This window comes from Flavobacterium psychroterrae (assembly GCF_018380615.1).
Classification (GTDB): Bacteria; Bacteroidota; Bacteroidia; order Flavobacteriales; family Flavobacteriaceae; genus Flavobacterium; species Flavobacterium psychroterrae.
Window position 1 is genome coordinate 175,590 of record NZ_JAGYVZ010000001.1, and the last position, 19,563, is coordinate 195,152.

10 protein-coding genes are annotated in these 19,563 nt (G+C 35.4%); 5 read left to right on the plus strand and 5 right to left on the minus strand.

The window, feature by feature from the left end; translation table 11 throughout:
- The first annotated feature begins 66 nt into the window (after window positions 1-66).
- Together KHA90_RS00675 and KHA90_RS00680 are read left to right on the plus strand one after the other, a co-directional pair.
- Entirely contained in the window at window positions 67-2,256 is a 2,190-nt protein-coding gene (locus KHA90_RS00675; protein ID WP_213293761.1) for a PepSY domain-containing protein, read from the plus strand.
- A 1,004-nt stretch (window positions 2,257-3,260) separates the two neighbouring features.
- A complete protein-coding gene (locus KHA90_RS00680; RefSeq protein ID WP_213293763.1) occupies window positions 3,261-4,265 on the plus strand; it encodes an FAD:protein FMN transferase in 1,005 nt (334 codons plus the stop codon).
- Window positions 4,266-4,340: 75 nt separating this feature from the next.
- On the opposite strand, the gene KHA90_RS00685 is transcribed toward KHA90_RS00680, so the two are convergent.
- A complete protein-coding gene (locus KHA90_RS00685) occupies window positions 4,341-5,468 on the minus strand; it encodes an FAD-dependent oxidoreductase (protein WP_213293765.1) in 1,128 nt (375 codons plus the stop codon).
- A 46-nt stretch (window positions 5,469-5,514) separates the two neighbouring features.
- On the minus strand, window positions 5,515-6,342 hold the full coding sequence (locus KHA90_RS00690) for an AraC family transcriptional regulator (RefSeq protein WP_213293767.1): 828 nt from the start codon (window positions 6,340-6,342) through the stop codon (window positions 5,515-5,517).
- Window positions 6,343-6,904: 562 nt separating this feature from the next.
- On the opposite strand from KHA90_RS00690, the gene KHA90_RS00695 reads away from it, so the two are divergent.
- The gene (locus KHA90_RS00695; protein WP_213293770.1) at window positions 6,905-9,301 is read left to right on the plus strand and encodes a TonB-dependent receptor; all 2,397 of its coding nucleotides are present in this window, start codon (window positions 6,905-6,907) and stop codon (window positions 9,299-9,301) included.
- Between the two features lie 27 nt (window positions 9,302-9,328).
- A complete protein-coding gene (locus KHA90_RS00700) occupies window positions 9,329-10,660 on the plus strand; it encodes a hypothetical protein (RefSeq protein WP_213293773.1) in 1,332 nt (443 codons plus the stop codon).
- Between the two features lie 404 nt (window positions 10,661-11,064).
- Here KHA90_RS00700 and KHA90_RS00705 read toward each other — a convergent pair whose 3' ends face one another.
- Window positions 11,065-12,288 (minus strand): DUF4272 domain-containing protein, encoded by a 1,224-nt coding sequence (locus KHA90_RS00705; protein WP_213293776.1) that lies wholly within the window; start codon window positions 12,286-12,288, stop codon window positions 11,065-11,067.
- Window positions 12,289-12,435: 147 nt separating this feature from the next.
- Between KHA90_RS00705 and KHA90_RS00710 the strand changes: the two genes are divergently transcribed.
- A complete protein-coding gene (locus KHA90_RS00710; protein ID WP_213293779.1) occupies window positions 12,436-13,053 on the plus strand; it encodes a hypothetical protein in 618 nt (205 codons plus the stop codon).
- Window positions 13,054-13,149: 96 nt separating this feature from the next.
- Here KHA90_RS00710 and KHA90_RS00715 read toward each other — a convergent pair whose 3' ends face one another.
- Together KHA90_RS00715 and KHA90_RS00720 are read right to left on the minus strand one after the other, a co-directional pair.
- A complete protein-coding gene (locus tag KHA90_RS00715; RefSeq protein ID WP_213293782.1) occupies window positions 13,150-15,573 on the minus strand; it encodes a glycoside hydrolase family 2 TIM barrel-domain containing protein in 2,424 nt (807 codons plus the stop codon).
- A gap of 369 nt (window positions 15,574-15,942) precedes the next feature.
- Window positions 15,943-19,416: a malectin domain-containing carbohydrate-binding protein gene (locus tag KHA90_RS00720; protein ID WP_244860213.1), complete on the minus strand. Its 3,474-nt coding sequence runs from the start codon at window positions 19,414-19,416 to the stop codon at window positions 15,943-15,945.
- Window positions 19,417-19,563: the final 147 nt, after the last annotated feature.

A 19,563-nucleotide genomic window follows, 5' to 3' on the forward strand; every position in this document is an offset into this window, starting at 1 on the left:
AAATCTGTGCGAATCCTTTTAACCTGTGGCAAAAAAACACAATTACATTTCAATAGATTACATTCAATGACTCTTTCTTTTTGGCGTTACACACACTTAGCCCTGGCTTTGTTTTCATCTTTGTTTTTAATTTTAGCATCAGCAACAGGAATTATTCTGGCAGTTGACGCCATGCAGGAAAAAACACTCCCGTATAAAGTCGAAAATTTTGAAAAAATTACCCTCGGCGAAATCCTGCCAATCCTCAAAAAAGAATATTCGGAAATAACCGAAATCAGCATTGACCACAATCAATTTGTAACCCTGCAAGCCATCGATCAGGATGGTAACGATATCAATTCATACATTGATCACAAAACAGGCAAACAATTAGGCAAGCCCGTAAAGAAATCAGAATTCATTCAATGGGTTACCGGTTTTCATCGTTCTTTATTTCTTCATGAAACCGGACGTTTTTTTGTAGGTGTCGTTTCTTTTTTATTATTCTTAATCGCTATTTCCGGCTTTGCACTTGTTTTAAACCGACAAAGAGGAATCCGTAATTTCTTTTCGAAAGTAATCAAAGAATATTTTGCCCAATATTATCACGTTGTTTTAGGTCGATTAGCTTTAATTCCAATTTTAATTATTGCACTTTCCGGAACTTATTTATCACTTGAAAGATTCAACTTTTTCATGGGAAAAGAGAAAAACCAAAACGCAAAAACAGAAACTGTAATCACTCAAAAAGGCAAAACAGCTTCCGTTTTTAAAACTACCCTTTTATCAGATATTAATAAAATTGAATTCCCTTTTACAGATGATCCTGAAGAATATTACATCATCGAATTAAAAGATCGTGAAATAGAAGTCAATCAGATTACAGGCGCGGTTGTCACCGAAAAACGCTCGCCAATGACCGTTCAGTTATCTGATTTAAGCCTTGATTTACATACCGGAAGAGCCAACGGAATCTGGGCATTTATATTAGCAATTGCCAGTATCAATATCCTCTTTTTTATCTATTCAGGTTTTTCAATTACCTTAAAAAGAAGATCTAGCCGAATCAAAAATAAATTCAAAGCCAATGAAAGCGAATTTATCTTATTAGTTGGATCAGAAAACGGAAGTACATTACGATTTGCCAATGCAATCCTCAAACAATTAATCGCACACGGAAAAAAAGCATTTGTAACCGAATTAAACAGCTACACGACTTTCCCTAAAGCACAACATATTATTGTTTTATCCTCAACACACGGATTGGGCGACGCACCTTCAAACGGAAGTAAGTTTTTATCTCTTTTGAAGAAATATCCTCAAAACCAAAAAATCAATTATTCGGTAGTTGGTTTTGGATCAAAAGCATATCCTGATTTTTGCCAATTTGCCTTCGAAATTGACAAACAGTTAGAAAATCAATTCTGGGCAGAACGTATATTAGAACTACAAACCGTAAATGATAAATCTGCGGACGAATTCGTGAATTGGATCAAATTATGGAGTTCCAAAACCGAAATTTCATTATCAACAACACCATCCTTATACAATCATGTTCCTAAAGGTTTGCAAAAACTAATGGTATTGGATAAAACGCTGGTTTCTGAACATGAACAAACTTTCATACTTACTTTACGAGCGAATATGAGAGCAAAATTCAGTTCAGGAGACTTACTCGCTATTTATCCCGCAAACGACACGAGAGAACGCCTCTACTCTATCGGCAACCATTCCGGAAACATACAATTGGTAATAAAATTACACCCAAACGGATTAGGTTCTGAATTCCTGAATAAACTGATTCCGGGAAATACAATCAAAGCCGGAATAATCAACAATAAAGCTTTTCATTTTCCGAAAAAAGCATCCAAAGTTGCCCTAATTTCCAACGGAACCGGAATCGCGCCTTTCCTGGGAATGATTGAACAGAATAAAACCAAAACAGAAACACATTTATACGCCGGATTCCGCATGGAAACCGAAACCGTTTCAGGATATAAAAAGTTCACATCAGAAATGATCGAAAACCAAAAACTGCAAAGTTTTCACTTAGCGCTATCCCGCGAAGCTGAACATTTTTATGTAATGGATTTAATCAAACGCGATACTGATTTCTTTATCAATTTATTGAAAGAAGGCGGCGTAATCATGATTTGCGGTTCGCTTGCGATGCAGAAAGATGTTGAAGCTATTTTGGACAAGTTATGCCTCGAAAGAAACACAAAAAGCATATCAGATTATAAAGAAAATGGTCAGTTATTAAGTGATTGTTATTAGCCATTTTAGACTTTAGATGTTTGATTAAAATTTGCACAAAATTTTCTCCTGTAGTGTTTTTACGAGCAATATGGAGTCTCCAAAACTCGACAAAGTTTATCTGCAATAATATCTCCCCGCACAGTTTGTCATTCTGAGGAACGAAGAATCCCCGCAAGAAACTCGACACAGATCATGCACAATATATTTCCCCGCACATTCTGTCATTCTGAGGAACGAAGAATCCCCGCAAGAAACTCGACAAAGTCTCTCCACAATCCAATTCCCAACCAGTTTGTCATTCTGAGGAACGAAGAATCCTCGCAAGAAACTCGATAAAGTTTGCACTAACTAATAGCCACGGAGCTACTAACGGAGATTCTTCGTTCCTCAGAATGACAAAATTGGGGTTGCTTTATGAAGATTTTACACAATAATTCTCCGCACAGTCTGTCATTCTGAGGAACGAAGAATCCTCGCAAGAAACTCGATAAAGTTTGCAGTAACTAATAGCCACGGAGCTACTAACGGAGATTCTTCGTTCCTCAGAATGACAAAATTGGGGTTACTTTATGAAAGATCATGCACAATAAATTCTTCGCACAGTCTGTCATTCTGAGGAACGAAGAATCATCGCAAGAAACTCGATAAAGTTTGCACTAACTAATAGCCACGGAGCTACTAACGGAGATTCTTCGTTCCTCAGAATGACAAAATTGGGGTTACTTTATGAAAGATCATGCACAATAAATTCTCCACCCAGTTTGTCATTCTGAGGAACGAAGAATCATCGCAAGAAACTTGATAAAGTTTGCACTAACTAATAGCCACGGAGCTACTAACGGAGATTCTTCGTTCCTCAGAATGACAAAATTGGGGTTACTTTCCAAAAAACTGGGGTTACTTTGCGAAGATCTTGGAACTTTGCAAATATCAAGCGTACTTTGTGAAAAAAAGTTTTAATCCTATCAAAAAGACCAAAATTATTTTTATCATTACTATTTTGAGCTTAAAAAAACAATTACATGCACAAATCAATCAAAACCCTTCTAATATTTTCTCTGCTTATTGGCAGTTTTTCAACAAATGCACAAGTATTACGAAAAAGAACAACCCTACTTATGGGCGGACGTTTTGATATTACAATAGTTGCAAAAGATTCCGTTTTGGCAGAAAAAAATATCGATGAGGTTATTGCAGAAATCACGCGAATCGAAAACTTAATATCCGACTGGAAACCCGATTCGCAAGTTTCACAAGTCAATCAAAATGCCGGAATAAAACCTGTAAAAGTCGATCGTGAAGTTTTTGAACTGACGCAAAGAGCCATACAATTTTCTGAAGCTACAAAAGGAGGATTTGATGTTAGTTTTGCCGCAATGGACAGAATTTGGAAATTTGACGGATCGATGACCGAAATGCCTTCGGCGGAAGCCATAAAAAAATCAGTCGAAAAAGTAGGCTATAAAAACATCATTTTAGATTCAATACAATCTACAATTTTCCTGCAACTAAAAGGAATGAAAATAGGATTTGGCGCTCTTGGTGAAGGATATGCCACTGATAAATGCCGAAATATGATGCTGGCAAAAGGCATTAAAGCCGGAATCGTAAATGGTTCCGGCGACATGACCGCTTGGGGAAAACAACCCAATGGCAAAGACTGGAATATAGGTATGACAAACCCTTTTCATCCTGATACACTCTTTGCTGTAGTTCCTTTAAATAACGGTGCAGTAACCACATCTGGAAGTTATGAAAAGTTTGTTGTTTTTAACGGAAAACGTTATTCCCATATCATCAATCCCGCAACAGGATATCCCGCCACAGGATTGTGCAGCGTATCGGTTTTTGGTCCAAATGCAGAAACAGCAAATGGTTTAAGCACATCATTAATGGTTTTAGGACAAACGGAAGGACTTCTTTTACTAAAAAAATATCCCGATTACAGTTGCGTTATGATTACCGATAAAGGAAAATTAGTAAAATCGAAAAACTTCAAAATCAAGAAATTCAAACCTAAACTTTAATTCTGATTTTTGAAATTTCAGACATAAAAAAAGACAATCAAACTGATTGCCTTAACAATTATAGAAACCAACAACTTATTCGTAATTCTTTAAAAATGAGAAATTAGGATCAGTCATCGCTGCTTCATTTTTGCCAGTTTCAAGTTGAGCTTCTTTTGCATAAACCATCATTTGTTTTTCATAATCATAAATAGCATCTTCGATAGTTTCAAATGCTCCATTTGTCAGATTATCAGATAAAATTAAAGCATCAATTAACCCGATATTCAAACCCTGACCTGCAAAAGGCGGCATAATATGAGCCGCATCGCCAATAAGAGTTATTGGCAACGGACGGTTGTTTTTCCACGGTTTATTCAATATTATTTTTCTCGTTGGCCATAAAACAAAAGACGATGTAGCACGAAATAACTGCTTGTAAGTTTCATGCCAGTCAGCAAATCTATTAGTAAGAAATGCAATTATATTTTCCTTATTTTCAAAGTTCGATTCCGTTTCAGGAGATGTTTCAGGCTTTTTAAAAATCACACTGTAACTTAAAACATTTCCGTTTTTAGGATTTGCAACAAGTAAATTTCCATCTTCGGCACTCATTAATATAGTGTCATTACAAAGTTGGTAGAAATCCCGACATTCCACTTCCGGAAAAGCAACTTCGCCCTGAATAATAAGAGTTCCTGTATATTCAATCGTGGCATCATTAATATACTTTCTGGCAACAGACATTCCGCCATTTGCTCCAATAACAAAATCTACTGTTACCTCAATTTCATTTTCAAATTGCAAAAGCCATTTTCCATTATCTTCTTTAAGTTCCGTAAATTTCCTGTCCCAAACTACTGTATCATTTGCTAAACTTGTAAGCAATAATTGTCTTAAATCGTTTCTGTTAATCTCCGGATTATCGTGTTGATTTTCGGTAGTAGGATTTTTAGAAAACAGCAGTTCGCCATATTTATCGGCTACGTTTCTCCCCATAGGTTTTGCCATTGCGTAATATTTCTCTAACAATCCTGCTTTTTGCATCACTTTTTGTCCCGTTTCTTTATGCAAGTCAAGAGTTCCGCCCGAAATTCTGGTTTGTGCGTTTTTGTCTCTTTCGTAGACCTTAACATCTGCTCCGTTTTGCTGAAGTAATTTTGCCATTGTAAGCCCAACAGGTCCCGCGCCAATAATGGCTATTTTTTTGTTTTTCAATAACATAATTTAGTTTTAGTTTTGAAAGACAAAATTCTGCCATGTTCCCAAGTTAGGATTGTACAAATGCGACAAAATCATTATTGAGTATTTTCTTTGCATTTCGGGCAAATACACCCGGCGTAGTACCGCTGTAACGCTTGAATTCCCTGCTAAGATGTGATTGATCTGTATAACCAAGTTCTTGGGCTAAACCCGAAATATTAGCATAAGGATAATGCCATAAATGATTTCTAACCTGCTCAAAACGCATTAAACCTGCAACATCTTTTACACTATGTCCAGAGGATTGTTTAAAGTTTCTTTCTAAAGTCCTGACAGTTGCGTGAGCCGCTGCCGCTACTTCGGTTACAGGAATAATTCCTTTGGCTTTTCGCATCGCTGTTCCTGCTTTAAACAACATACTTTCGGCAGGAATTTGAGATTGTGCATTCACAAAAAATTCTTGTACATAAGCTATTGCTTCCTCAATTTTATTAGATTCAATTAAAGTTTGTAACGCCAGTTGAAGCTTCGCAATAGGATGTTCAAATAAATACACTCCACCCTTTCCCGTGCCTGAAGTTAATCCGAGTAAATCAAATACGGTCCACGGAAAACACCTGATCGCAATAACTTCCATAGAATCAGAATTTAATGTAACAGGCTGATTTAGCAAACCCATAATAAATGGCGACGGCAAAGACTGTAAAATTCCATTATGAGAAACACTGCAAGTACTTCCAAAATAGAAAATAATCTCGGCATAACCATCAGGTAAAACCTCAAAATTAGATGAATCTTCACCACTAATTCTTTTATCATACCAAAAACATTTTATACTGTCTTGTAACGCCTCCGGCGGATCAAATTCGAGATGGTGCTTTTTAAAAGTTAGCATATTTTGAAGTTTACTAAATACAAAGATAAGGAACAATATCAATACAGATATCGGCGAGTTTGTCATTCCAACGAAGGAGGAATCTCATCAAGAAACTCCGCCCAGAATGTCGCCAATCTTTGTAGACCATAATTGCGATGAATGGATTAAAATCCCTTGAAACCAATATTATCCGCACGGAATGTCGCCAATCTTTGTCGTTAATCTTTGTCGATCATAATTGCGATGAATGGATTAAAATCCATCCCTACAATATGTTCTGTTCCTCCGGAACTCTTGATAAAATTCCGTAGGAATGATTTATTTTGTAGCCAGTCCCGATAAGCTATCGGGATTAATCCCTTGAACTCAAAGTAACCACAAAACATTGTCAACCGTAACAGATTAAACAGATTCAATTTTAATCTAATAATCCAGAAATCTAAGATTCTAATTGTATAACAATCTAAATTTTGCAACATTAAAACTTCTAATGCAAATCTAATGATTTTCTAATTGCTTTATTTAGATTAAATATAAACAATAGTATAAGTTTGCGCTCCTATTAATAAGTAAATTAATTATGAGGTTTATAGCATTTGTGTTTTTGTTCGTTCATCTTTCAGTTTGGTCACAAAAAGGAAATGTTACCGGAAAAGTGACTTTTAGTTCTAATGAAACTGCCTTTGGTGCTTCAATATTAGTTCTGGGAACACAAAAATTTGCTGTCGCTGATAATAATGGCGAGTTTGAAATCAAAGGACTTTCCTACGGAGAATATACTTTAGAAATTTCATCGTTTGAAGCTAAAACAAAAACCGTAAAATTTCATTTAAATCGTCCTTCGCATAACATCAATATCGCATTGGAAAAAACAAATGATCCCAAAATTTTGAAAGAAGTTTTAGTTCAGAAAACCACCGTAAAAAAAGAAATTATGGAGAAAGGTTTCTCTGTAAATGTGATCGAAACCCAGGAAGCCGCAAAACGAAATATCCAGACAAATGATTTACTGAGCCAGTCTGCAGGTGTGAGAGTCCGACAAAATGGAGGATTAGGATCAAGTGTAAACTATAACTTAAACGGAATGTCCGGCAATTCTATCAGAATATTTATTGACGGAATTCCCATTTCGACTTACGGTTCATCATTTAATTTAAATAGCATTCCGCCCGCATTAATCGAGCGAATCGAAGTATATAAAGGCGTAATTCCTGCACATTTAGCTGATGACGCTTTAGGCGGAGCCATTAATCTGATTCTGAAAAAAGGTGCTAAAAATTCTCTGAGTGCTTCGGTATCGTATGGTTCTTTCAATACCGTTCAGTCGAATTTCAATACCACTTATCGCGATAAATCAGGTTTTACATTAAAAGGTTCCGGTTTCTATAATTATTCGGATAATGATTATGAAGTTTGGGGAAAATTTGTCTACAACATTTTACCTAACGGGCGTTACAATTACGTTCGTGCAAAACGGTTTAATGATGCTTACAGATCGTATGGCGGACGCGTTGAAGCTGGTTTTACCGATGTAAAATGGGCGGATACTTTCCTGATAGGTTTTAATGTTTCCGATGATTTTAACGAAATCCAACACGGTCAATCCATGACAAAGCCGTACAAAGGAAGATTTTCTGAAGCCGATGCACAAGTGATAAGCGTAAATTATGCTAAGAAAGATTTCATCGTAAAAGGACTTGAATTTACTGTAAACTCGGTTTTTAGCCAAAGAAATGAGGTTGTAAACGATACCGTGAGATGGAATTATAACTGGTTTGGCGAAAAAGCTTTGGGACTTTACGGAGATCCAATTTTATCACCAACAGGTGCACAACAAGGCGCAAGAACAATCCAGCATCTTGACAGCAAAATTTTCAGTACAAGAGGAGGTTTGAATTATACGCTCAATGACAATCATAAAATTGTTTTCAGCAGCATGTTATATACGTTTGGCAGAAATCAATTTGACGAACTATCTCCGCTTGAAAGCAGTTTTCTTCCCACAAGAAATCTGTTCAAAAATGTTTTATCATTGGCTTATGAACTTGAAGCATTTGATTCGAAATTAAGAACAAATATCTTCGGGAAACGTTATGAACAGCAAACAGAACAACGCGATCCAAGTATTATTACAGAGAACGGACAAAATAAATATATTGAGGTAATATCTAAAAACACCACTTCTTTCTATGGTTACGGAATAGCAACATCGTATTTTGTTGTTCCAAAAGTAATGGCTTCACTTTCTGCTGAAAAAGCAATCCGACTTCCGTCAGAAAATGAAATATTTGGTAATCCCGGAGAAAATCTTACAGGCAATAATTCCCTAAAACCAGAGCAAAGTGACAATTTAAATGTCGGTTTACGATTTGGTCCTTATAAAATAGACAATCACAAATTTACAGTTGGCGGTTCTGGATTCTGGAGAAATTCTAAAGATAAAATCGTTCGTCAGTTTAGCAATCGTTTAAACGAAGCGTTGCAAACATCTCCCGCAGTAAATTTAGGAAACGCACAATCTATAGGTTACGAAGCCGCATTAGAATATTCATACAACAGCAAATTATTTGTGTCCATGAATATGTCAAAGTTCAACTCGCTGTTCAAAGACAAATACGATAATAACGGAAACATTTTGCCGTATTACAATCAGCAGCTTCCTAATGAACCCTACTTCACCGTAAACGGAAATGTGCAGTATAATTTTAAAAATATAGTTCAGAAAAACTCAGAACTTAACCTGTATTACAACTTTGGTTATGTGGGTGAATTTTATACTACGTGGCTTGAAATAGACAAAACAACGGCTCAGTTTCCGCATGATTTAGGATTAAGTTACACTTTTCCAGGCAAAAAATTTATTGTCAGTTTCGATGCCAAAAACATAACAGACGAACAGGTTTACGACAATTTTGCAGTTCAAAAACCCGGAAGAGCTTTTTACATGAAGCTCAATTATATCATTAACAAATTTTAATATCTATTAATTTTTAATACTCTAAATATGAAAAAAAGTACCTTAAAATTACTCGCATGTGGCTTGGTTTTAACCACATTCGCCCTAACCGTAAGTTGCAGCAGTGACGACAATAAAAATACAGATCCAGTAAATCCTGTTACCGATGGAAGATGGATTACAGTTGCAGGAGCTTTAATGCAAACTGCTCCGGGTGACGGAAATGGCGGAACTAAAGTATATTCTGTTAGCAAGCAAGATGCTAAAAATCCTGAATTTTCTATAGACGTTTATGAAAAAGGAACGCCTGTACAATCCAGCAGAACGGCACGTTTGCAATCATCTGTCGATGGAAGTACGCTTTTCAATATCACTTACACAGGCGCAAATGGCGGTGAGTTTATGACCTATAAAGTAAACGGGGCGGCAAATTTTACTCAATCTGGAACTACCGTAAGTATTGCGCAATATGCAGGAACTTCTCCAAGATGGGTAAAACTTTTTGACGGTGATAAAACGGGTGTTGCGGTAAATGTAACAGCTCCCGTAATTGTTCAGGATGCTAATAATGCGTACAAATACACAAGAGGTACAGCAACTGTATTAGCGGTAGATTTACAAAATATCCTTATTTCAGGTTTCAAACAATATGAAATTGCATTAAGTGCCGAAGAAGAACTAAAAGGACACCATATTTTCCGTTTAGATGCTCCAACATTGAACAAAGCAGGCAACAAATTAATCATAGGAACATGGATGCGTAAAACAAATCCTGCAACAGGAGAAAACGAAGCTACATTTGAGCGCTTGGGTTCTAAATCTATTGTCGTTGATTACCCTTCATTAGCAAACCCTCAGGTGATTACATCAACAGTTGGTTTTGGTGATACTAGCGGTTACCGTAGTTTCAATAGTTTTGTTGGGACAGATGGAAACATTTATCAGGCAACTCAAAGAGATGCAAAAAACGGTTCTTACATCCTGAAAATCAACCAAAGCAATCAATATGATAACTCATATAATTTTAGTTTAGATACTGCTCTTGGAGTAAAAGGATCGTACATTGATGCGTGGAGATATGCAGGAAACGGAATCGCTTATGCAGTTTATACGCATGACGGTGCTAACGGACAAGGTTTTGTTGCAAGACTTGATCTTAACGCAAAAACAGCTAAAAAAGTGGAAGGTATTGCTTATGATGCGGATCTTGATTTTGGTCAATATCAAGGTTTTGTAGTAGACGGAAACGAACTTTACATCGCTGTTACTCCGGTAGGAAAAGAAGGAAATATTTATGTTATCGATATTCCAACAGGAGCTGTGACTAAAGGAGCAAAATTACTTAACAAAGCAGGAAACCATTATATTGGAGTTTTCTAAAAAATAGAATAGCAGCAATGCGAATAATACCAATTTTTATTACTTGGATTTTTTTTTAATTAGAACATTCCGCTGCAAATTTTGTAGCGGAATGTTTGTTTTTACATGTATTATAAATTTTATTGCGAATCTGTATTGCGAATTTACCACAAAGTGCACAAAGATTATATTTTATAGAATGTATATAAAACACAAAGTTCACAAAGCTTTGTCTTGATCCAGCTTTGCGAACTTTATGTTTTTTATAAAACTTTTTATACACAAAGCTTTGTGACCTCTGCGTTTTTTAAAACCACCAATTAATATAAACTTTGTGCACTCTGTGATAAAATTCAACACAAAGATTTACATTAAAATTCAACGCAAAGATTTGCAGTAAAAATACTTCCAGCTGAAACAAAAAACTATGTATCACAACTAACAGAATCCCAATCCTGATCCATATAATTAATTAACCAATTCAAAGCATATTGCCTTTCGTAAACAATTCCCGGATTAATTCCTTCAATTTCCCTTCCGTTAATTCGTTCATCGACACACGCCCAATTAAATCTGTAATACAAATCATTAGCATCTAAAATTTCACTTTTAGACCTTAAAGAAACTATCGAATCAATAAAAATGTTAGGATCTTTTTCCTGACCAACCGGATAATCATCAGGATCAATATTTTCCAGATCGCAAAACTCATCCGGAAAATCTAATGTTTCAATTTTATTCAAAGCCCACATTAAAACCCAAATTCCTTCACACTTCCAGCTTTCCTGTGCTTTTTTATCGTCTGTTGGGTTTGCCAGAAATTCTTTTTCGTTTTCAGTCGTAAAATCCCAAAGATTATATTCTTTTAAATATTCAGTAGCTTCTTCCTCAGAAATACTATTAAATGCCACTAAATTTACAACTGCCAAAGCACTAACACGTTGCGCAATTTCTTTAGGAGACCTTAAAGTCGTTTCATTTTCAGATTCTACACAAGGAAGATGTCTGTTTATTTTGATGTTATATTCCTCAAGAATTAGCTCGTTCTTTTCTTTTCTTAGCAATTGATCTTCTTCTAATTGATTCTGATCGTCATCAAAATAATCCGAATTAATTTTGACATCTAAAGTATCAATTTCACAATTCCCTTCAGTATCAATAATCAAATTTAGATTTTTATCTAAAAAATGTTGTCCGCTTGATTTACTGATAATAGTTTCAGGTTCAACAAATAAAACAGCGTCAAGTTCTTGGGCAATATTTTCAATAATCGTTGCTAATTCCTTAACTTCTCCGTTTTCCTGAGTAATTGTAAATTCACAATTTAAAGTCAGTATTTTATGCAGAAATAAATCCTTAACTTTTTCATTTACAGTTGGCAATGAATCCACAAAGCCATAAAGTCCTTTTAAATTAGCCGTCAAAGCCGAATCATCAATTTCGGGAATTTGATACGACGGAATCAGTCTTTCGCGATACGTAATTTTTATTTTTTTTGAAGATCCTAAAAGACCTCCTTTAATTTCTAACTCGATAATATCAGATTCATCTTCTTTACTAAATAAAATATTTCCTTTTGGAAAATTAGACAGGATTAATTCTTTGATATTCTCAAAACCAACATGGTGTGAATAAATAGTACAAATCATTTTACGGCTTTTAAATATTATTTACAGGCTAAAATAAGTTATTTTATAAAATCTGCAAGCATAATCTCAACATCTAAAAATACTTTGTTCGTTTTTAAATTAATTCTCTACTTTTACTTTAATTCAAAATATAATCTTAACAGATACATGAAAAAAATAACACTCTACATAATTATAATTATTGCTTTTTGTAGCTGTCAACAGAAAAAAGAAGAAACCAATATTACTTCTCAAGAAATGAAGAATATCGACGAAATTGTTGAAGCAATAATAATTCAGGATAGTTTAAATGTATTTTCGAAAAGTGAAGACTCTACAATGTTTTGCAGTGAACTTAGAAAGCTAAAAATACATATACCTCCAAAGAAAAAAAATAATGATTTTATATTAATGCCTCCATCTGAAGGTAAATACATTACCTCATTTATTCCTTTTAAAATAAAAGGATACACATTTTTTTCATCTAAAGATTCTTTGTATTTGTTAGCACAAAATTTGAATCCTGAAAAGCTGGCAATCGAAAAAAAATTAATTAACAAATGGAATAATACCACAATTGAGAAAATTAAAACAAGACGTAAAAACAAACAAAAATCAAGATTTTACGAAATGACAATTCCTGTTTTTTCTGTGGATAGACAAAGTGCTTATGTAGAATTAGATTACCAATGTGGTGGTCTGTGTGGAAGCGGGCAAGATATATTTTTAAAAAAAATAAATGGAAAATGGAAAATAATAGTACAATGGCAAAGCTGGATTAGCTAATCCAAAAAAAACAAACCATATAAGTTATATAAGCACAATTAAGAAAAAACTTAAATTAACTTATATGGTTCAAAAAAACTTTGCAAGCAATTAAATCTACTGCACTTCAACTTCAATCAAAGCAACTTGCAAATTACCCGTCGAAGCCTTAAGTTGAATACTTTCTTTCTTCCCATTCGACTGAACAATCGCAATACATTTTCCGTTAAACAATTTACAGGAATTGGCTTTAAAAGAATCCAGATTCGCCTGATAACCATTGTCGACTCCAACCAATTTTCCTCCACCCGAAACCTCAAAATTAATTAAATCGTTAGCGTTTGGTAGTAAATTTCCCTCTTTATCAGTAATAGAAACCGTTACGTAAACCAAATCGTAAGTATCATTTTTAATTTCCTTTTTATCTGCTTTTAAGTCTATTTTAAATGCTTCTCCGGCAGTGTGAATTTCTTTTTCAAGAACCACTTTTCCATTTTTTCTCGAAATTGCTTTTAATGTTCCAGGCTCGAATTTTACGCGCCATGAAATATGCAAATCATCATTTTGTTTGGCTTTTTTGCCGAGAGATTTTCCGTTTAAGAATAATTCAACTTCATCGGCATTATTGTAATACGCCCAGACATCAACTTCCTGATCTTTTTTCCAGTTCCAATGCGGAAAAATATGCAAGACAGGTTTTGTTGTCCACTCACTTTGGTACATATAATACACATCTTTTGGAAAACCCGCCAAATCTACAATTCCGAAATAGGAACTTCTCGCCGGGTAGGGATATGGATCCGGTTCACCGATGTAATCAAAACCCGTCCAGATAAAAGTTCCCGCCATGAAATCCTGTTTCTTGATCGTTTTCCAATTCTCTTCGTGCGTCGCTCCCCAATAGGATTTTACATTATCAAAAGCCGAAACCGTCCAATCCGCATTTCCGTCAAACGGAGCATTGTGTTTTGGCGGCCACGCTTTTATTCCATCCGAAGGAAAATCATAATGACCGCGCGTTTCCAAAGCCGAAACACTTTCTGAAGCGATTATTTTTTGTCCTTTAAAACGCGTTGGAAAATCTTTATAATCTTCATGTTTGTAATTGAATCCCAAAAGATCTAAAGCTCCAGATTGGTAAATGAAGTTTTTCTCAATAATATTTTCGGTCAAAGCCGAAGTTACGGGACGGGTTGTATCTAACGATTTTACGATCTTGGCTAATTCTCTTGTAATAGCAATTCCCGTACTGTCAAATTGTTCCCTTATTTCGTTACCAATACTCCACATCATTACCGATGGATGATTTCGGTCTCTCCTGATAAAATCTTTCAGATCTTTTTTATGCCACGCATCCCAATCTTTATGATAATCGTTGGTTACTTTTTTCTTTTTCCAAACATCAAAAGCCTCATCCTGAACGATAAATCCCATTTCGTCGCACAATTGCATCATTTCTAAAGAATGCGGATTGTGTGACATTCTGATCGCATTTACGCCCATTTCTTTCATCAAAACTAACTTTCGTTTCACGGCGTGAATGTTTTCAACCGCACCCAAAGCGCCGTTATCGTGATGCAAACAAACGCCCAAAATTTTCATTGGTTTTCCGTTTAATGAAAACCCTTTTTCAGCATCAAAATTAAAATACCGAATTCCTAAAGGCGTTTCGTAATTATCCGTCAATTGCGCTTTTTCATAAATTTTAGTGACAATTTTATACAGATATGGATTTTCTGTATTCCAAAGTTTTGGGTTCTTTACATTAAAATTCTGAACCTTTTTTAAAGAGGAATTTGCTGCGATTTTTTCTGTAGATTCAACTTTAGCAACTTCTTTATTATTTTTATCCAGAATCGAAGAAACCAATCTAAATTCCTTTTCATTTTCTGAAGCATTCTTCAAATCCACTTCTAAACGAACCGAAGCTTTTTCTTTTGAAATTTCGGGTGTTATTACAAAAGTTCCCCATTCGTCAACATGCAATTTTTCGGTGACAACCAAACGCACATTTCTGTAAATACCAGATCCTGTGTACCATCTTGAATTGGGCTGCGCATCATTATCAACTTTTACAGCAATGATATTTTCCTGTCCAAAGTTTAGATATTTCGAAAATTCATAAGAAAATGAAATATAACCGTTGGGACGAATTCCTAAAGAATGTCCGTTGATAAAGACTTCACTATTTTTAAAAACACCGTCAAATTCTACCGAAACATTTTTGCTTTTCCAACTTGCTAAAAGTTTAAAAGTTTTACGGTACCAGCCTATTCCTGCCGGCAAAAAACCTTGCGCCTGTTTTGTTTTACTGTCTTTGTCAAAAGCGCCCTCAATACTCCAGTCATGCGGTAATTGAAGCACCCTCCAGTCGGCAGCATTGAAATCTTTTTGCGGTGCCAATGGGTAATCTCCTAATTTGAAGTTCCAGTTTTTATTGAAATCCTCAACAATTCTGGCTTGTTTTACTTGTGAGAAACCAATTGTTGAGAGCAATAATAGTATTGCAAGTGCTATTTTTTGAAGAATATTTTTATTCATAAATTTATTTTTATAATCCAAATTACGTTTAGTTTTTCAGGCTGATCGGAGTCGAAGCCCCCGCCCAATATTCCGTAATCTTTGTCGAGCTACGTTGCGCGGGCTTCGACTCCGCTCAGCCTGACAAAGCAATGACAAAAAAACTAAAGATAATATCATCGTTTAGTTTGTCATTTCGACGTAAGGAGAAATCACACTAGAAATTCCGCTTAGAATGTCGCCAATCTTTGTCGAGTTTCTTGCGTAGATCCCTCGTTCCTCGGGATGACAAAAATGAGGTAAAACTTTGCGGGGCTTTGACTCCGCTCAGCCTACAAAGAGAATAAACCTATGCCCCTTTGAACCTCTGCACCTTTGGAACTCAAAAAATTATTGAAACTCAAAATTATCCAGCATCAACCCTTTCAAATCTTCTCCTTCCAAAGTAATTTTATACGTTCCTGCATTAATATATCCTCCCGAAGTCGTATTCAAGACCTTCCATTTTTCCGGTGAAGGAAAAAATTCTATTGTATCGTTTCGCATTAAAATTCCGTACGCGTCTTCCATTTTGAAATGTACTTTTAATGGCGTTTCATTTTTGTTCATAAATTTGAAACGCATTAAATAAATTCCGGCAACTCCGGGTTTTACTTCAAACTGAATGCTGTTATTTGTCTTTTTTGTGAATTCAATATAATCCGCTTTTTTGAAATTCCCTTTTACGATATCAGTTCCTGTTGTTTTAGCATTTTCTGCTTCAAAAATAACAATCGGACGAGAATCATCTTTTTCACCCATATCATAAATTGGCACAACTATAATAGAACTTATAGTTTCTGAATTATCAAAAAGTACTTTTTCTCCTTTTTTTACTTTTTTAGAAAAAATGGCAAACTCTACATTATTGCTATTCTTGGCTATTTCTTCTGATTTTTTATAATCTGATACTCCTGCAAATTGTGTTGTTGTTTTTTTGTCAATAAAAACATAAACATCTGAATCTTCTTTTACTGTAAAAGAACCCTTATTTTTTGAATTGGAAAAAAACTGCAAATAATCTGCCCCAAAAACTTCCGAAGGCAATTGTGTAAAAACTACTTCAGCATCTGAATATTGTTTTGAATTAATATCCAACCATGATGCAATTTTGTATTCATTTTTAGTTTGAGAATCTAAAACAATATTCTGAATATTTTTAGGAGATTCATTTGCTGGTTTTACGTTCTTGTTTTTCGTCGCAATGGCAATCGCAGAAATTATCGCCTGTCCCGCTTTTACATTTGGGAAAGAAATCCTAATTTTTCCTCCCACGCTTTTCACCACAAAAGTTTTTTTCAATGCTTTATCGTGTCCGGCTTCTGCCCAAATATCAAAATCTTTTAAAACAATATTGTCGTTTATGGCAACATCAAACAAACGCCAGCCTTTGCAATTTAAGCCACCTCCAGTTCCATACCACGGTTCTGTAAAGTATAATTCGACTAAATATTCACCATCAGCAGCTGGAAATTCATAACTTAATTTATCAACGCCGTATCTGAAACTTTGAAACAATTCAGGATCTTTTGTGCCCGAAATTGGATCGAAAGTACTACGCTGACTCGCATAAAAATCAGGGAGTTTTTCGAATTTATCTGTCCACGATAAAGATCCCCAAGTATTCTCACCGCTTTTATGTGTATCAGTAAGCCACGCATTTCCAGAACTATCTGTCATTTCAGAACCACCGCAATTCACTCTGTAAATATAATTGTAACCTTTTTTCGGATTTAAAATATCACTTTCATCTGTATATAATTTCTTTAAATTTGGTGCTTTTGGCAAAGTGTTCAAAACGATATAATCTTTGGCTACAGCCAAACCATTTACATAACCAACAGCATACAAAACATTGTATTGAATATTGACATTGTTAAACTGAAAATGCTGACCTACTCCCGGGTTTTTTAGTTTTCCTACTGAAGATTTATTGACATCATTAAACAATTCGACTTCATCGCAATTCGAATAAATATCAATTCCGTTTTTTATGCCAGCCGAATCCCAACGACTTGGCCATGAATGCGAAACAATATAAACCATTGGATTTGTTTTGTTCGAAACATAATTGGCGCGGTACATATAATACGCATCCAGCGGTTCGCCCCAAACAGTAAAAAGTCCTTTATAATTTATGGGACCAACTTTATCAATATCACGAAAACCTTCGCCATTTTGAGAACGTCCCGGATTTTCGTGCGAAGCAAAAAGCCAGTTGAATTGTCCCGCAATTTTATCTTTTACCGATTCGGCTTCGCGAACTTTTATTTCCATTAATTGAGTGAATCTGTTTTCGCTTAAAATTCCTTTTTGGTCAAATTCGCCTTCGGTATGTAAATCTGCTGTTCGCCATGCGCCGTATTCTCCGTTTAAGAGTTGCGTGCTCATTTCGAGATGGTATTTTAAAGGATCACCGCCATACGTTCCTGACCAGTTTTGAACCACATTCCAATCTGTTCCTTCACCTCCGTTACAAGTTGTTACGATTCTTTGAGAAGCGGATAAAGGATCCATTTCGCGAATGATTTTCGTGCATTCTTCAGCAAACTCTTTCGGAATCGTACTTTCGTTCTGCAATCCCCACATTACGACAGACGGACTATTTCTGCGTTCCTTGATCCATTCTCTCAATAAGGTTTTGAAATTCTCTTTAAATTCAGGTGTATCGTACCAAATATGTGCCGAAAACTGGCTCCAAAACAGAATTCCGTTTTCGTCTAATTCTTTTTGGTACAATAAATTATGAGGTTGATGTGCTTCTCTAAAAGCATTAAATCCAGCCGCTTTTATTTGCTCGATTCTCGAATGAATTTGTTCATTAGAAAATGAATGACTGTTTCCAATCATATGTTCGTATTCACAAATTCCGTTTACAAATAAAGGTTCATCGTTGATAAAGAAACGATTGTCTTTTCCGTCACGGCTCACCGGCCAACTTACCCAGCGAATTCCGTAAGGCGTTTTCAGTTCGTCTATTTTTTTTCCGTTTTCGAAAATTGAAGTTACCAATTGATATAAATATGGATTGGATGGCGACCATAATTTTGGCTGAAGAATTTCCGAAAGTGTTTGTGTTATTTCTTTTGTTTCTCCTGAAACACTTTTGATATCACTTTTCTGGACAGCAACTTGCTTTCCTGAAGCATCAAAAAGGATATTTTCTATTGTTAAACTACGGTTTGAGTTTCCATAATTTTTGATTTCGGTTGTAGTATGAAGAATCGCTTTTTCTTTAGAAATTGATTTGTCGTTCCAAATGTGAACACCAAAAGGTTCAATGCGAACCTCGTTTGTAACAACTAAAGAAACCGGTCTAAAAATTCCCAATGGCTGCGAACCTTCAGAAAATCCCCATTCGCCGGAACATCCGCCGCAAACCCACGGAAGATCTGCAATAAACGAGGGATGATCGGCTTTGACCATTACTGTATTTTCAGTATTAAAAGAAACTGCGTTTGTAATATCGATTGTAAAAGTGGTTCGTCCGCCTTTGTGTGCTCCCACTTTTTTTCCGTTGACCCAAACTGTCGCATAGGAACTTACGCCTTCAAAAAATAAAAAAAGGCGTTTTCCTTTGTCTTTTTTATCAATTTTAAATGTTTTATGATACCAGGCAGTTCCGTGCAAATTACCGTGTTTCATTCTGCGGTAACCGTAATATTGATCCCAGTTATGGGGAACATTTACATTTTGCCATTGCGAATCGATTTTAGGATTGTTCACAAAGCTTTCATCTTGCTGCACAGGATTATTTAAAATGGTGGTTTCCCAAGATGAATTCAGCGAAATTTCTCTACGCAATTCCGCTGATGCATGTTTCATCTGGCTCTGGACAGAGCAAAAAACTAAAAAAAAATAAATAAAAAAAAATGTTTTCTTCATGCTTTTTTAAACCATATAAGTGATATGTAATTTAAGTTTTAGTTTTAGTAGACCTGACAGGTTTTTAAAACCTGTCAGGTCTCGATA

Excerpts from the sequence above, each read along its gene's own strand:
- KHA90_RS00675 (WP_213293761.1), top strand. The coding sequence starts at position 67 with ATGACTCTTTCTTTTTGGCGTTACACACACTTAGCCCTGGCTTTGTTT.
- KHA90_RS00680 (WP_213293763.1), top strand. The coding sequence starts at position 3,261 with ATGCACAAATCAATCAAAACCCTTCTAATATTTTCTCTGCTTATTGGC.
- KHA90_RS00685 (WP_213293765.1), bottom strand. The coding sequence starts at position 5,468 with ATGTTATTGAAAAACAAAAAAATAGCCATTATTGGCGCGGGACCTGTT.
- KHA90_RS00690 (WP_213293767.1), bottom strand. The coding sequence starts at position 6,342 with ATGCTAACTTTTAAAAAGCACCATCTCGAATTTGATCCGCCGGAGGCG.
- KHA90_RS00695 (WP_213293770.1), top strand. The coding sequence starts at position 6,905 with ATGAGGTTTATAGCATTTGTGTTTTTGTTCGTTCATCTTTCAGTTTGG.
- KHA90_RS00700 (WP_213293773.1), top strand. The coding sequence starts at position 9,329 with ATGAAAAAAAGTACCTTAAAATTACTCGCATGTGGCTTGGTTTTAACC.
- KHA90_RS00705 (WP_213293776.1), bottom strand. The coding sequence starts at position 12,288 with ATGATTTGTACTATTTATTCACACCATGTTGGTTTTGAGAATATCAAA.
- KHA90_RS00710 (WP_213293779.1), top strand. The coding sequence starts at position 12,436 with ATGAAAAAAATAACACTCTACATAATTATAATTATTGCTTTTTGTAGC.
- KHA90_RS00715 (WP_213293782.1), bottom strand. The coding sequence starts at position 15,573 with ATGAATAAAAATATTCTTCAAAAAATAGCACTTGCAATACTATTATTG.
- KHA90_RS00720 (WP_244860213.1), bottom strand. The coding sequence starts at position 19,416 with ATGAAACATGCATCAGCGGAATTGCGTAGAGAAATTTCGCTGAATTCA.